Origin of the sequence: Vibrio sp. S234-5, assembly GCF_000960595.1 — a bacterium.
GTDB lineage: Bacteria > Pseudomonadota > Gammaproteobacteria > Enterobacterales > Vibrionaceae > Vibrio.
Window position 1 is genome coordinate 222,193 of the sequence record NZ_JZAM01000237.1, and the last position, 14,259, is coordinate 236,451.

Sequence of the window (14,259 nt, forward strand, 5' to 3'; positions counted from 1 at the left end):
TCTCCCTTATGCCAGACTCAGCAGTGGTGCGCCAACAGTGACGGAATCACCTTCTTTTACATTGAGCTCTTGCACAATGCCGCTGCGGGCAGCGCGGATTTCCGTTTCCATCTTCATCGCTTCCAAAATCAGCAGGATATCCCCCTCTTCCACCGGAGCACCCGCTTGCACGTGTACTTTAAAAATATTCCCAGCCAAAGGCGCAGAAACGGCTTCAGCGTCGGCACTGGCTGGCAATGGTGTCGCGGGAGTCGCTGGGGCAACACTTGGCGTTACAGAGGTTAGCTGGCCTTCAGGTCCCACTTCAACGTGGAACACCTGACCATCCACACGCACGCTGTAAGCTTCCACTTTGCCGTTACTTGCTTTCGCGGGCGCGGCTGGTTTGACATCGTCAGCGCTTGGCGTAGGTTCAAAGGCTTCTGGATTGCCGCGATTTTTCAAAAACTTCAGACCGACTTGAGGGAAAAGTGCATAGGTGAGTACATCATCCACACTCTCTTCAGCCAAACGAATGCCTTCATCCTTCGCTTTTGTTATCAGCTCGTCCGTCAACGTCTCAAGCTCTTCTTGTAACAAATCCGCCGGACGACACACTACTGGCTCTGCGCCATTGAGAACACGCGCTTGCAATTCAGCATTGACCGGTGCAGGTGCAGCGCCATATTCCCCTTTCAGAACGCCCGCCGTTTCTTTGGTGATGCTCTTATAGCGCTCACCAGTGAGCACGTTGATCACTGCCTGAGTGCCGACAATCTGCGAGGTAGGTGTGACCAAAGGGATAAAACCCAGATCCTCACGCACACGAGGGATCTCTTGCAGTACTTCGTCAATGCGATCCGCCGCGCCTTGCTCTTTGAGCTGGCTCTCCATGTTCGTCAACATGCCACCGGGCACTTGAGCGATCAGAATGCGCGAATCCACCCCTTTCAACTGACCTTCAAATTTTGCGTACTTTTTACGCACTTCACGAAAGTAAGCCGCAATAGGTTCGAGCTGTTCGAGCTGCAAATTGGTATCTCGCTCGGTTCCCTGAAGCATCGCCACCACCGTTTCTGTAGGCGTGTGGCCGTAAGTACAGCTCATTGAGGAAATCGCCGTATCGAGAATATCGATGCCCGCTTCGACGGCTTTTATCGCCGTTGCCGTTGAGAGACCAGTAGTCGCATGGCAGTGCAGCGCGAGTGGGATATCACAAGACGCTTTTATGCGCGTAATCAGCTCTTGCGCTTCATACGGCTTGAGCAAACCCGACATATCTTTAATGCACAGCGAATGGCAGCCAAGATCTTCGAGACGCTTAGCGAGATCGACCCAAGTGTCCGTATTGTGTACTGGGCTTGTGGTGTAAGAGAGTGTGCCTTGTGCATGCGCACCAACGTCAATGGTCGCCTTGACCGCCTTTGTAAAATTGCGTACATCATTCATCGCATCAAAGATACGAAAGACATCCATCCCATTGGTATGTGCGCGCTCGACAAACTTTTCCACCACGTCATCCGCGTAGTGACGGTAACCCAACAGGTTTTGTCCACGCAGTAACATCTGCATTGGCGTGTTTGGCATCGCCTTTTTCAGTGCACGTAAACGCTCCCAAGGGTCTTCTCCCAGAAAACGGATACAAGCGTCGAACGTTGCACCGCCCCAGGTTTCTAACGACCAATAACCCACTTTGTCTAACTCAGCTGCGATAGGCAGCATATCTTCAATACGCATACGCGTAGCAAATAGTGACTGATGGGCATCACGAAGTACCACATCGGTAATAGCTAGTGGTTTAGACATGCTCATAAACTCCTTTTAATCCTTTCATTTGCTACTTTGCAATCGAGGCGCGATGCTGTTGAATCGCCGCAGAGATTGCCGCCACAACCTGTGGGCTGACAGTGGATGAGGTTGATTGATTTGCTTTAGTCGTTTTCGCTGCAACGAGCTTCTCTGGTACTTCTTGTGGTACCAATGTCGACATGAATCGAATAAGAAAAATAAGAATGGTGAGAAAAATAAACACGACCCCCATCCCTGTAACCATCAGGGTGGCCGCCTCTATTAATTGGCTTCCAATATTTGTCATTTTGCTTCCTTTCTGTGTCATCCTGACAACATCAGAATCGCTATTTCAGCGCTTCTGATTAACCGATTATCTAGATCGGTTAAATTTTGTCAATTTTGTTTAATAAAGGTTTCCGAACAGCCCACAACACAGGTTGTTTTTTCACCACACAGATCACATAACTTGAAACAATTCGCCACTTTTTTCTGATTTAAGGTGGACATTAACCACTTTACTGTAGTGAAAGCACTAAAACTGCGATGAAGCTAAAGAAAAGAGAATAACTATTTGAAAAATAAGAAAAGTAAAAACAGCAAATTTTAACAAAATGGCAACAAAAAACGCGTTCATTGAGTAGCAAAGCGCAGGGAAATCGCCTTAGTAGAGAAGAGTGAATCGAAGCGCAAATCAAACCGCTTGCAGCGAGAGAAAGAATAAGTCGGTTAGCAGGAAAAGAAAAAGCCTCGCAAACTGCGAGGCTTTGTCAAAATGGCGCGCTCGAGAGGATTCGAACCTCTGACCGCCTGGTTCGTAGCCAGGTACTCTATCCAGCTGAGCTACGAGCGCGCAATAATTTGTTTTCACCTCAACACTTTTCCTAGAGTAAGAAAAGTGGCGCGTCCGAGAGGATTCGAACCTCTGACCGCCTGGTTCGTAGCCAGGTACTCTATCCAGCTGAGCTACGGACGCGCAGGTGTTTGATATCGACACAAAAAACAATGAGTCGCTATCAGGAACTAAAGTCCCTTAATAATGGCGCGCTCGAGAGGATTCGAACCTCTGACCGCCTGGTTCGTAGCCAGGTACTCTATCCAGCTGAGCTACGAGCGCGCAATAATTTGTTTCACCTCAACACTTTTCCTAGAGTAAGAAAAGTGGCGCGTCCGAGAGGATTCGAACCTCTGACCGCCTGGTTCGTAGCCAGGTACTCTATCCAGCTGAGCTACGGACGCGCAGGTGTTTGATATCGGATTCCCAATATCAGGAACTAACGTTCCTTTATACTTGAGAAGAATGGCGCGCTCGAGAGGATTCGAACCTCTGACCGCCTGGTTCGTAGCCAGGTACTCTATCCAGCTGAGCTACGAGCGCGCAATGTTCTCTTCAGAAAGAGATGTGAAGTCTATCACAAACAATTTCTTTTGGAACAAAAAAATTGACTGATTTGTCAATAAATGGCGGTGAAGGAGGGATTCGAACCCTCGATACGGGATAAACCGTATACTCCCTTAGCAGGGGAGCGCCTTCAGCCTCTCGGCCACCTCACCGTTTTTTGTTCCGATTTACGACATGGCGCGCTCGAGAGGATTCGAACCTCTGACCGCCTGGTTCGTAGCCAGGTACTCTATCCAGCTGAGCTACGAGCGCGCATTGTATCGTAAAACGATGTTCGCAAGAATGGCGGTGAAGGAGGGATTCGAACCCTCGATACGGGATAAACCGTATACTCCCTTAGCAGGGGAGCGCCTTCAGCCTCTCGGCCACCTCACCGTCTTGCGGAGGCACATATTACGATTTACCAAAAATAAGTCAAACAATTTCTTTGAAAAAATAGCGCCCTATCGACTAACCGTTGCACATTTAACCAAAACGCATGAGAAATGAACTTTTGCTAATAAAAACCAAGCTTTTCAAGCCGATCAGCTAAGGCTAATCGACAGAAAACTTATTCACGCTAAAATAAAAAAGGCTGACCCACAGGCCAGCCCTATTCAATCAAAGCTTCTGTTTAGTAGTTGCCAGATGCAACGTTACCAGTACCTTTTTCAGCTTGAATGCGCATGTAGATTTCTTCACGGTGAACGGATACTTCTTTCGGAGCATTCACACCGATACGTACCTGGTTGCCTTTAACGCCCAACACAGTTACTGTCACTTCGTCACCAATCATTAGTGTTTCGCCAACGCGGCGAGTCAAAATTAGCATTCTTTGCTCCTTGAGTATTCTCTAAATTTCTTGTTACGAAACTATTATCCAACAAAAGTTATATTTTCGTAAACTACCTTATTTTGGAAAATCAACCCAAAAAGGCTTGTTTCTGCTGAATGTTTAACGCTTCGTCAGAAGTAATGTAAGCATCATGCAGTACATTTGCTGCCAGATCGACACTCTCAGGAGATACAACTAACATACAGGACAACGGAGTCACCGAACAATGGTTGATACCAATCCCTTGTTCAATAAGCGCATCACATGCGTGTTGCATCAACGAGCTCGCTTCCAGACCTACGACAGTCAGCAAGCTTACTGCTTCACTATTACGGATTTTATCGCTGAAGACTAGATCCAACTTAGCACATGCATCCTGTTTTATCAGGATACCTGCCCAATCTGCTTCTTCGATCACATTCCAGATTTCGATGCCTAACATCTGACACTGCTTAGTCAGGCTAGACACCGTTTCTTTGGAGACTTTGATCTGAGCCAAGTCACGTTGCAGAGCAATACCACATACCGACTGTGTGCCTGTTTCCCCCTTCACCAAGCTGCCTTGGTTAACATCAAAAGTAGAGAGGACACGTAGCGGCACACTGTGCTTCCAAGCGTATTGTACGCAAGGCAGATGCAGTACTTTGGCTCCTTTTCTGGCCATCTCTTCCATCGAAGGAAAATCGATAATGTCCAGTTTCTGAGCATTTTTAACCACACGTGGATCACACGTATATATCCCATCAACGTCGGTAAAGATTTGACATTCATCTGCTGACAACGCACCAGCCAATGTCACAGCGCTGGTGTCAGAGCCGCCTCGACCTAAAGTGGTGATATCCCCATTTTCATTCACACCTTGAAAACCAGCCACAATCACGATTTGGTCCTGCTCAAGCAGTTCCAATATAGGGGCCGTATCAATGTGTTTAATCGTCGCGTCATTGTGTTGGTTATCCGTCACAATGTTCGCTTGTGCTCCGGTAAGTGAGCGTGCGGCATAACCCAGTTTATTTAGGGTCATGGCCAGCAGAGCCATAGACACTTGCTCACCAGCAGAGAGCAAAACATCAAGTTCACGAGCCGTTGGTACAGCGTCAACCTGCTTGGCCAACGCAACTAGGCGGTTAGTTTCACCCGCCATAGCAGAAACAACAACGACAACTTGATTACCATCATTTTTCGCCTTAATGATGTGTTCGGCCACAGTATGAATTGTGTTAATTGAACCCATTGAGGTTCCGCCGAACTTTTGCACGATAAGGGATTTTTTCACCAGTCTTCACCTTCCCAAGACCAAAGTCTCATTAGGACCACTTCCTATCTACATCCGTAAATCATCCGCAGTAGTTACAATAAAAACCAAGCGATTTGATTGGTTCGTTTAAAATTGCACCAATTAAACCACTTGGTTGACAGAAAAAAATTACGCCCAATCAAAGAAAGTTTTGATTGAGCGTAGGATTTATAAATTACAGACGCTCAGCCAGCCAAGCGTCAACAGACTCTAATGCAGCTGGCAAGGCTCCTGCATCAGTGCCGCCAGCCTGCGCCATGTCAGGGCGACCACCACCTTTACCACCGACTTGTTGAGCCACCATATTGACCAATTCACCCGCTTTCACTTTGCTGGTTAAATCGTTGGTAACGCCAGCGATAAGGCCCACTTTATCGTCAGCCACATTGCCAAGCATGATGATGCCACTGCCAAGCTGGTTTTTCAGTTCATCCACCATACCGCGTAGCGCTTTGTTATCTGCGCCATCAAGCTTAGCTACAAGCACGTTTACACCAGCGATTTGCTTGACTTGATCGGTCAAACTGGCACTGGCTTGTGAAGCCAATTTATCTTTGAGCTGCTGAATCTCTTTCTCCAGAGATTTGGCTTTGCTGGCCGCATCAGCCAATTTATCTTCGTATTTACGCGTTTGATTGTCTAATGCGTCCAGTGCACCTTCACCCGTCACCGCTTCAATGCGGCGGATACCCGCAGCAATACCACCTTGAGAGATGATTTTAAACAGACCAATATCGCCCGTGTTCGATGCATGGATACCACCACACAGTTCAGTTGAGAAATCACCCATAGAGAGCACACGCACTTCGTCGTCGTACTTCTCACCAAACAGCGCCATCGCCCCTTTCTGCTTCGCCGCTTCAATATTCATGATATCGGTCTGGATAGTGTGGTTACGACGGATCTGGGCGTTCACTAAACGTTCCACTTCTTTGAGTTCAGCAGGCGTCACCGCTTCTAAGTGAGAGAAGTCAAAACGTAAGCTTTCCGCTTTAACCAGCGAGCCTTTTTGCGCTACGTGCTCACCTAACACTTGACGAAGCGCCGCGTGCAACAAGTGAGTGGCAGAGTGGTTGAGGGAGATAGCCGCACGACGCTCTGCGTCTACCTGGGCGTTGACTTGGTCGCCTTTCGCCAAAACACCTTCAACCATTACGCCGTGGTGGGCAATCGCGTTCGCCAGCTTCTGCGTGTCTTCCACACGGAATAGACCCGCTTCAGTTTGCAGCACGCCTGCATCGCCGCACTGACCGCCAGACTCTGCGTAGAAAGGCGTTGCTTGTAAGATCACGATCGCTTTGTCACCCGCGGAAAGCGCCTGCGCTTCTTCACCTTCGACAAACAGAGCAACCACGTCGCTCACGCCATGAGTTGTCGAGTAGCCACAAAACTCAGACTGGGCGTCAACTTTGATTTTCGCATTGTAATCGGTGCCAAACTGCCCCGCTTCACGTGCACGTTGACGCTGCTCTTCCATCGCTTTTTCAAAGCCAGCTTCATCGATAGTGAAGTCGCGCTCACGTGCTACATCGTTAGTCAGATCGGCTGGGAAACCATAAGTGTCGTAAAGTTTAAACACGGTTTCGCCGTCAAGAACTTTGCCATCCATAGCATCAAGCGCGTCGTTAAGGATCGACATACCACGCTCAAGCGTACGGCCAAAGTTTTCTTCTTCAATACGCAGTACTTTTTCCACTAACGCTTGCTGTTTTTTGAGCTCGTCGCCAGCCGTCCCCATCACCTCAGCCAGAACACCGACTAATTGATGGAAGAATGCACCTTGTGCGCCCAATTTGTTACCGTGGCGAACTGCGCGACGAATAATACGACGTAGCACATAACCACGACCTTCGTTAGACGGCATTACACCATCAACAATCAGGAAGGCACACGAACGGATGTGGTCTGCAATCACGCGCAAAGATTGGTTCGAAAGGTCTTGGTAACCAATGACTTCTGCCGCCGCTTTGATGAGTTTTTGGAACACATCGATTTCGTAGTTTGAGTGTACGCCCTGCATGATGGCCGAAATACGCTCGATCCCCATTCCCGTATCCACTGATGGTTTAGGTAATGGCTCCATTGTGCCATCGGCATGACGGTTGAACTGCATGAAAACGTTGTTCCAGATTTCGATGAAACGGTCGCCATCTTCTTCTGGAGAACCTGGAGGACCACCCCAAATGTGTTCGCCGTGATCGTAGAAGATTTCTGTACATGGACCACATGGGCCGGTATCGCCCATTTGCCAGAAGTTATCTGACTCAAACTTCTTGCCACCTTTCTTGTCACCGATACGGATGATGCGATCGGCCGCTACACCCACTTTTTGATGCCAAATGTCAAAAGCTTCGTCGTCCGTTTCATACACAGTGACGAGGAGGCGCTCTTTGGGAAGCTTCAGAACTTCAGTCAAAAATTCCCATGCATAAGCAATCGCGTCTTCTTTGAAGTAGTCACCAAAGCTGAAGTTGCCTAGCATTTCGAAAAATGTATGGTGACGGGCAGTAAAACCGACGTTTTCTAGGTCGTTGTGTTTACCACCAGCACGTACACAGCGTTGGGCCGTAGTCGCTCGTGTGTAGGCGCGTTTTTCTAAACCTAAGAAACAATCTTTAAATTGGTTCATACCCGCGTTAGTGAACAGCAGGGTTGGGTCGTTATGCGGTACTAACGATGAACTTTCTACGATTTGGTGTCCTTTGCTTTCAAAGAACTTGAGGAACGCATTGCGAACCTCATCAGTGCTCATGTACATGCAGCTCTTCCTGAAAATAGTCGAGTTAGAATTTCGCCGTATTGTAGATCATGCTTAAAGCTTCGACTAGTTTTCTTGCGGAAAAGACGACATGAAAAGGAGAAACAGTAAATAGGTGGGAAAATAACACTTATTCACAGCCGACGAGCAAGAGACCGGACACAATCAACTGCATGGAGAGTTACTCTTCCTCAGAAAGTGCATAGCTGATTTGCTCAAAGGAAAAGCCTCGATATTGAAGAAAGCGTACCTGCTTGGCATAGGCTTTTTGATCACTCGCCTGCTGGCCTTTAAACTTTTTCCATGCGGTCTGTTTTGCCAATTCAAACCAATCTTGAGGTTCATTGACCAGCGCTTGTTCAATGATTGAATCAGCGACACGTTTTTGAGTCAGCTCTTGGCGAATTCGACGCTCCCCGTGCCCTTTTGCTACATGCTGACGAATTTGACTCTCGGCAAAGCGCTGCTCGTCCAAGTAACCATGTTCAACACAAAAAGCAATTACTGTATCGGCTTCTTCACTGGCGTAACCTTTGGCGATCAGCTTCTGCCTCAACTCATATTGACCATAGTCGCGCCGACTCAGGAGTTGAATCGCTGCCTCTTTGCACGTTTGCACCGTCGAATAATGGGAATACATAAAAATTGACCTGTAAAAAAGCCCTGCACTGCAGGGCTTTGGGATATCACTAGATGATTAAAACTCTTCTTCTTGCTCTGGTGCTTCATCAGCCAGTTCCGCGCCTTCTAGCGGGGTGGCAGAGAGCAGCATTTCACGCAGTTTGGTATCCAATACTTTCGCCACATCAACGTGTTCTTTCAGATACTTACAGGCATTTGCTTTACCTTGGCCGATCTTATCACCGTTGTAGCTGTACCAAGCACCTGATTTCTCGATCAACTTACATTTCACACCGAGATCAATCAGCTCACCTTCGCGGTTAAAGCCTTGGCCATACATGATCTGAGTGTTAGCTTCTTTAAATGGTGCCGCGATCTTGTTTTTCACCACTTTGATGCGCGTTTCGTTGCCCACCACTTCGTCGCCTTCTTTGATAGACCCCGTACGACGGATATCTAAACGAACAGAAGCGTAGAATTTTAGCGCGTTACCACCCGTTGTGGTCTCTGGGTTACCAAACATCACACCGATCTTCATACGGATCTGGTTGATGAAGATACACATACAGTTAGATTGCTTAAGGTTACCCGTGAGTTTACGCATCGCTTGAGAGAGCATACGAGCCTGCAGCCCCATGTGCGAATCGCCCATCTCACCTTCGATCTCTGCTTTTGGTGTCAAGGCAGCAACGGAGTCGACAACAATCACGTCGACCGCACCAGAGCGTGCCAAAGCGTCACAGATTTCCAGCGCTTGCTCGCCCGTGTCAGGCTGAGAGACCAGCAGTTGATCAATGTTAACACCCAGTTTTTTAGCATAAACAGGGTCGAGCGCGTGTTCAGCATCGATAAAAGCACAGGTTTTACCTTCGCGTTGCGCTGCGGCAATCAGCTCAAGTGTTAACGTCGTTTTACCGGATGATTCTGGGCCAAAGATTTCGACAATACGGCCCATTGGTAGGCCGCCAGCGCCTAGTGCAATGTCCAGAGAAAGAGAGCCCGTAGAAATCGTTTCGACATCCATCGCACGGTTGTCGCCTAAGCGCATGATAGAGCCTTTACCAAACTGCTTTTCGATCTGACCTAGCGCAGCGGCGAGCGCTTTTTGTTTATTCTCGTCCATTACTTTCTCCGATTGTGTCGTCGCAAGGCAACCACTTAGAAAACTTTTATGCAGGCTGAATCGGCTTCATCCTGCTCAACAATTGCCAGTCATTATACTGTTGATTCATACAGTGTCCACCCCTGTATGAAAAAAAATGACCTTGATTGCCCACAGCGAGATCTTTATCGCATCCGGCTATTTGGTGACCAGATAATCGCTCACCACTTGCAGGGAGTGCAAAACCGCCGCCTGACGGATAGCGGCTCTGTCGCCAGAAAAAAGACAAGTTTCCTTTCTCAGCCAGCCACTTTTATCCAACCAAGCAAAACACACTGTGCCGACAGGTTTAATCGCCGTACCACCGTCTGGCCCGGCAATGCCGCTGATCGCTATCGCTATCGTCGCGCGTGAATAGTTTAATGCCCCTTTCGCCATTTCTTCGACAACTTCCTCGCTAACTGCACCATGCTGTTCTAGGGTTTCAGCGCTCACCCCGAGCATTTCCATTTTCGCGTCATTGCTGTAGGTGACAAACGCCCGATCAAACCAACCAGAACTGCCAGCAATGTCAGTTATCGCACTCGCAACACCACCGCCAGTACACGACTCTGCGGTCGCTAGGATCTGTTTGTGCTGTTTGAGTTGTTCGCCAAGTTGGCCCGAAAGTGTTGTGATAGAAACCGTCATTGAAATACCTGCTATCTCTTTTCGCCTGTCTGTGATTCACGTATCCTAAGCCTCATTTCAGACAAACAAAAGACCAACGACGTGAAAGCCGAACAACAACACACGCCAATGATGCAGCAATATCTCAAACTGAAAGCTGAGAATCCGGAGATCTTGCTGTTTTATCGTATGGGAGACTTCTATGAGTTGTTTTACGACGACGCGAAGCGTGCTTCCCAACTGTTAGACATCTCGTTGACCAAACGAGGTGCTTCAGCCGGTGAACCCATTCCAATGGCTGGCGTGCCATTTCATGCGGTTGAAGGGTATCTCGCCAAGCTGGTGCAATTGGGTGAATCCGTCGCCATCTGTGAGCAGATTGGCGATCCTGCCACCAGCAAAGGGCCTGTTGAACGCAAAGTGGTGCGAATTGTCACGCCCGGAACTGTGACCGACGAGGCACTGCTGTCTGAACGTCTCGATAACCTTATCGCCGCCATTTACTGCCACAATGGCAAATTTGGCTATGCCACTTTGGATGTCACTTCGGGCCGTTTTCAGCTCTCAGAACCGCAAAGCGAAGAAGCGATGGCGGCAGAGTTACAGCGCACCTCACCGCGGGAATTACTTTTTCCGGAAGATTTCGAACCTGTGCATTTAATGGCCAACCGGAAAGGCAATCGCCGCCGCCCGGTTTGGGAGTTCGAACTGGATACCGCTAAACAGCAGCTCAATCAACAATTTGCCACGCGCGATTTGGTCGGCTTTGGGGTTGAACATGCCAAGCTCGGCCTTTGTGCTGCGGGTTGTTTGATCCAGTACGTCAAAGATACCCAGCGTACCGCTCTGCCGCATATCCGCTCGCTCACTTACGATCGTCAAGATCATTCCGTGATTTTAGACGCCGCCACGCGCCGCAATCTGGAGCTAACGCAGAATCTCGCGGGAGGTACGGAAAATACCCTGTCATCAGTGTTGGATCACTGTGCGACGCCCATGGGCAGCCGCATGCTTAAACGCTGGATCCATCAACCCATGCGTGATCTCGATACGCTCAACGCGCGTTTAGACGCCATCGGTGAGATCAAAGAGCAAGCATGCTTTGCCGAGCTACAACCTATTTTCAAACAAATCGGCGACATTGAACGTATTCTCGCCCGCTTAGCACTGCGCTCAGCGCGCCCTCGAGACATGGCAAGGCTGCGACATGCAATGCAGCAACTGCCTGATTTGGAGAGCGAGCTAGCCAACCTAACTCATCCTCATTTACGTCAGTTGAGCCAAGATGCGGCTCCAATCGACGACGTTTGCCTCCTTCTTGAACAGGCGATCAAAGAGAATCCGCCAGTGGTGATCCGCGAAGGCGGAGTGATAGCCAGCGGCTACAATGCTGAACTGGATGAATGGCGCAACCTTGCCGATGGCGCAACCGAATACTTGGAGCAGCTTGAAGCCGAAGAACGCGATCGTCACGGCATCGACACCCTCAAAGTTGGCTACAACAATGTGCATGGCTTTTACATTCAAGTCAGCCGCGGCCAAAGTCATTTAGTCCCACCTCATTACGTACGCCGACAAACGCTGAAAAATGCCGAGCGCTACATTATTCCGGCGTTGAAAGAGCACGAAGACAAGGTACTCAATTCCAAATCCAAAGCGTTGGCACTGGAAAAGCAACTTTGGGAAGAACTGTTTGACCTGCTGATGCCGCATCTTGAGCGTCTGCAAAACTTGGCCAGTGCGATTGCCCAGCTTGATGTGCTGCAAAATCTCGCAGAGCGGGCAGACACGCTAGACTACTGTCGCCCCAGCTTGACCAAAGAAGCGGGCATCCACATTTCTGCTGGTCGCCATCCGGTGGTTGAGCAAGTGAGCAGTGAACCTTTTATTGCCAACCCCATTGAGCTGCATGCCCAGCGCAAAATGCTGATCATCACGGGACCAAACATGGGCGGTAAATCGACTTATATGCGCCAAACCGCGCTAATTGCGCTGCTGGCACACATTGGCTCTTACGTCCCGGCACAATCCGCAACCATCGGCTCAGTGGATCGCATTTTCACCCGCATCGGCGCTTCTGATGATCTGGCGTCTGGCCGTTCGACTTTCATGGTCGAGATGACAGAAACCGCCAATATTTTGCACAACGCAACACAAAACAGCTTGGTACTGATGGATGAGATTGGCCGCGGCACCAGCACTTACGATGGCCTCTCCCTTGCGTGGGCCAGTGCGCAGTGGCTGGCGACTCAGATTGGCGCACTCACTCTGTTTGCTACGCACTATTTTGAACTGACCGAACTCCCCAACCAACTGCCCCACTTGGCCAATGTCCATTTGGACGCGGTAGAGCATGGCGATAGTATTGCCTTTATGCATGCTGTGCAGGAAGGAGCCGCCAGCAAATCTTACGGCTTAGCGGTAGCGGGGCTCGCTGGCGTACCTAAAACGGTGATCAAAAATGCGCGGCAGAAACTGTCTCAATTAGAGCAGTTGAGCAAAGGCGATGTCACGATAAGACCAACCATGGTGGATGTAGCCAATCAGCTTAGCTTGATCCCTGAGCCTAGCGAAGTGGAACAAGCACTGGCGAGCATTGATCCTGATGATCTCACGCCACGTCAAGCTCTCGAAGCTTTGTATCGCTTGAAGAAAATGCTCTAACTCTAAGTAGGCCACCTCTTAGATAGCAAAAAGGCTATGGGGATAACTCCATAGCCTTTTCTTTTATTTTCATGCTATTGGCAAGCTCGCTTCAGGACTTAATCCATATCGACATCAAACAGGTTTTCCATGTTAAGTCCCTGTTTGACTAAGATTTCACGCAATCTGCGTAGCCCTTCAACTTGGATCTGACGCACGCGCTCACGTGTTAAACCAATCTCTTTGCCCACTTCTTCGAGAGTCGATGGCTCATAACCAAGCAATCCAAAGCGACGTGCCAACACTTCTTTCTGTTTAGGATTTAGCTCTTCTAACCAGAAAATCAGTGAGTTGCGCATATCTTCATCCTGAGTTGACACTTCAGGATCGGAGTTGTTCGCATCGGGAATAATATCCAGCAGCGCTTTTTCCCCGTCACCACCAATCGGTGTATCGACAGAGCTAATCCGCTCGTTGAGGCGCAGCATTTTGCTGACATCTTCAACCGGAATATCCAGCTGAGAAGCGATCTCTTCTGCCGTAGGTTCGTGGTCGAGTTTTTGCGACAACTCGCGTGCGGTACGCAGATAGATGTTCAGCTCTTTGACAACATGGATAGGTAAACGGATGGTCCGAGTCTGATTCATCAGTGCGCGTTCGATGGTTTGACGAATCCACCAAGTAGCGTAAGTAGAGAAGCGGAAACCGCGCTCTGGGTCAAATTTTTCCACCGCTCTGATCAGGCCAAGGTTACCCTCTTCAATCAGATCAAGTAACGCTAATCCACGGTTGCTGTAGCGGCGAGAAATCTTCACAACCAAACGTAAGTTGCTTTCAATCATACGTTTACGTGCGGCTTCATCCCCACGCAATGCACGTCGAGCGTAAAGCACTTCTTCTTCAGCGGTCAGTAGCGGTGAGAAACCGATCTCTCCGAGATAAAGCTGAGTCGCATCCAAGCTTTTGTTGCTGGCATCAAACTCTTCTCTGAGTGCGGTATTGGTATCGGAACTGTTGTCTTCTTTATCACTAACTTCGATATCAGAGTCGTTCAACTCTACATCCATTTGATCAATATCGAAATCATCAACTTTGGTTACTGCATTGCTGTTACTCATAACGCCTCCCCCTGGCGAGTTAGCAAGGCATTGTATTTAGCTATGCCGCTGCTAGTTATGTCGCAAGT

Annotated in this window: 10 protein-coding genes and 8 tRNA genes; 1 reads left to right on the top strand and 17 read right to left on the bottom strand. The window is 48.9% G+C overall.

Annotated features, from left to right (window positions below):
- Positions 1-6: 6 nt before the first annotated feature.
- The 16 genes from oadA to pncC all read right to left on the bottom strand — a co-directional run bounded on the left by oadA (position 7) and on the right by pncC (position 10,451).
- Complete coding sequence (gene oadA / locus UF06_RS15390) at positions 7-1,785, bottom strand: sodium-extruding oxaloacetate decarboxylase subunit alpha (RefSeq protein WP_139046372.1); 1,779 nt, start codon at positions 1,783-1,785, stop codon at positions 7-9.
- A 31-nt stretch (positions 1,786-1,816) separates the two neighbouring features.
- On the bottom strand, positions 1,817-2,074 hold the full coding sequence (locus tag UF06_RS15395) for an oxaloacetate decarboxylase subunit gamma (RefSeq protein ID WP_039430467.1): 258 nt from the start codon (positions 2,072-2,074) through the stop codon (positions 1,817-1,819).
- Between the two features lie 469 nt (positions 2,075-2,543).
- Positions 2,544-2,620 (bottom strand) — tRNA-Arg (locus UF06_RS15400).
- 46 nt (positions 2,621-2,666) lie between these two features.
- A tRNA-Arg gene (locus UF06_RS15405) sits at positions 2,667-2,743 on the bottom strand.
- A gap of 64 nt (positions 2,744-2,807) precedes the next feature.
- Positions 2,808-2,884 (bottom strand) — tRNA-Arg (locus tag UF06_RS15410).
- Between the two features lie 45 nt (positions 2,885-2,929).
- Positions 2,930-3,006: transfer RNA gene (locus UF06_RS15415), tRNA-Arg, on the bottom strand.
- Positions 3,007-3,068: 62 nt separating this feature from the next.
- A tRNA-Arg gene (locus UF06_RS15420) sits at positions 3,069-3,145 on the bottom strand.
- An 84-nt stretch (positions 3,146-3,229) separates the two neighbouring features.
- Positions 3,230-3,321 (bottom strand) — tRNA-Ser (locus tag UF06_RS15425).
- Positions 3,322-3,344: 23 nt separating this feature from the next.
- Positions 3,345-3,421 (bottom strand) — tRNA-Arg (locus tag UF06_RS15430).
- 31 nt (positions 3,422-3,452) lie between these two features.
- Positions 3,453-3,544, bottom strand: a tRNA-Ser gene (locus tag UF06_RS15435).
- Positions 3,545-3,782: 238 nt separating this feature from the next.
- Positions 3,783-3,980, bottom strand: coding sequence for a carbon storage regulator CsrA (gene csrA / locus UF06_RS15440; RefSeq protein ID WP_039430468.1), 198 nt, complete (start codon positions 3,978-3,980; stop codon positions 3,783-3,785).
- Between the two features lie 91 nt (positions 3,981-4,071).
- Positions 4,072-5,259, bottom strand: coding sequence for an aspartate kinase (locus tag UF06_RS15445; protein WP_045571221.1), 1,188 nt, complete (start codon positions 5,257-5,259; stop codon positions 4,072-4,074).
- A 196-nt stretch (positions 5,260-5,455) separates the two neighbouring features.
- Entirely contained in the window at positions 5,456-8,038 is a 2,583-nt protein-coding gene (gene alaS, locus UF06_RS15450) for an alanine--tRNA ligase (protein ID WP_045571222.1), read from the bottom strand.
- A 181-nt stretch (positions 8,039-8,219) separates the two neighbouring features.
- Complete coding sequence (recX, locus tag UF06_RS15455; protein WP_045571223.1) at positions 8,220-8,678, bottom strand: recombination regulator RecX; 459 nt, start codon at positions 8,676-8,678, stop codon at positions 8,220-8,222.
- Positions 8,679-8,735: 57 nt separating this feature from the next.
- Complete coding sequence (recA, locus tag UF06_RS15460; protein ID WP_039430472.1) at positions 8,736-9,782, bottom strand: recombinase RecA; 1,047 nt, start codon at positions 9,780-9,782, stop codon at positions 8,736-8,738.
- Between the two features lie 177 nt (positions 9,783-9,959).
- Positions 9,960-10,451, bottom strand: a complete 492-nt coding sequence (gene pncC, locus UF06_RS15465) for a nicotinamide-nucleotide amidase (protein ID WP_045571224.1) — start codon at positions 10,449-10,451, stop codon at positions 9,960-9,962.
- A gap of 81 nt (positions 10,452-10,532) precedes the next feature.
- Between pncC and mutS the strand changes: the two genes are divergently transcribed.
- The gene (mutS, locus tag UF06_RS15470; RefSeq protein ID WP_045571225.1) at positions 10,533-13,094 is read left to right on the top strand and encodes a DNA mismatch repair protein MutS; all 2,562 of its coding nucleotides are present in this window, start codon (positions 10,533-10,535) and stop codon (positions 13,092-13,094) included.
- A 98-nt stretch (positions 13,095-13,192) separates the two neighbouring features.
- On the opposite strand, the gene rpoS is transcribed toward mutS, so the two are convergent.
- On the bottom strand, positions 13,193-14,191 hold the full coding sequence (gene rpoS, locus UF06_RS15475) for an RNA polymerase sigma factor RpoS (RefSeq protein ID WP_045571226.1): 999 nt from the start codon (positions 14,189-14,191) through the stop codon (positions 13,193-13,195).
- Between the last annotated feature and the right edge of the window lie 68 nt (positions 14,192-14,259).

Coding starts and splice junctions, on each gene's coding strand:
- oadA (WP_139046372.1), bottom strand. CDS start 1,785: ATGTCTAAACCACTAGCTATTACCGATGTGGTACTTCGTGATGCCCAT.
- UF06_RS15395 (WP_039430467.1), bottom strand. CDS start 2,074: ATGACAAATATTGGAAGCCAATTAATAGAGGCGGCCACCCTGATGGTT.
- csrA (WP_039430468.1), bottom strand. CDS start 3,980: ATGCTAATTTTGACTCGCCGCGTTGGCGAAACACTAATGATTGGTGAC.
- alaS (WP_045571222.1), bottom strand. CDS start 8,038: ATGTACATGAGCACTGATGAGGTTCGCAATGCGTTCCTCAAGTTCTTT.
- recX (WP_045571223.1), bottom strand. CDS start 8,678: ATGTATTCCCATTATTCGACGGTGCAAACGTGCAAAGAGGCAGCGATT.
- recA (WP_039430472.1), bottom strand. CDS start 9,782: ATGGACGAGAATAAACAAAAAGCGCTCGCCGCTGCGCTAGGTCAGATC.
- pncC (WP_045571224.1), bottom strand. CDS start 10,451: ATGACGGTTTCTATCACAACACTTTCGGGCCAACTTGGCGAACAACTC.
- rpoS (WP_045571226.1), bottom strand. CDS start 14,191: ATGAGTAACAGCAATGCAGTAACCAAAGTTGATGATTTCGATATTGAT.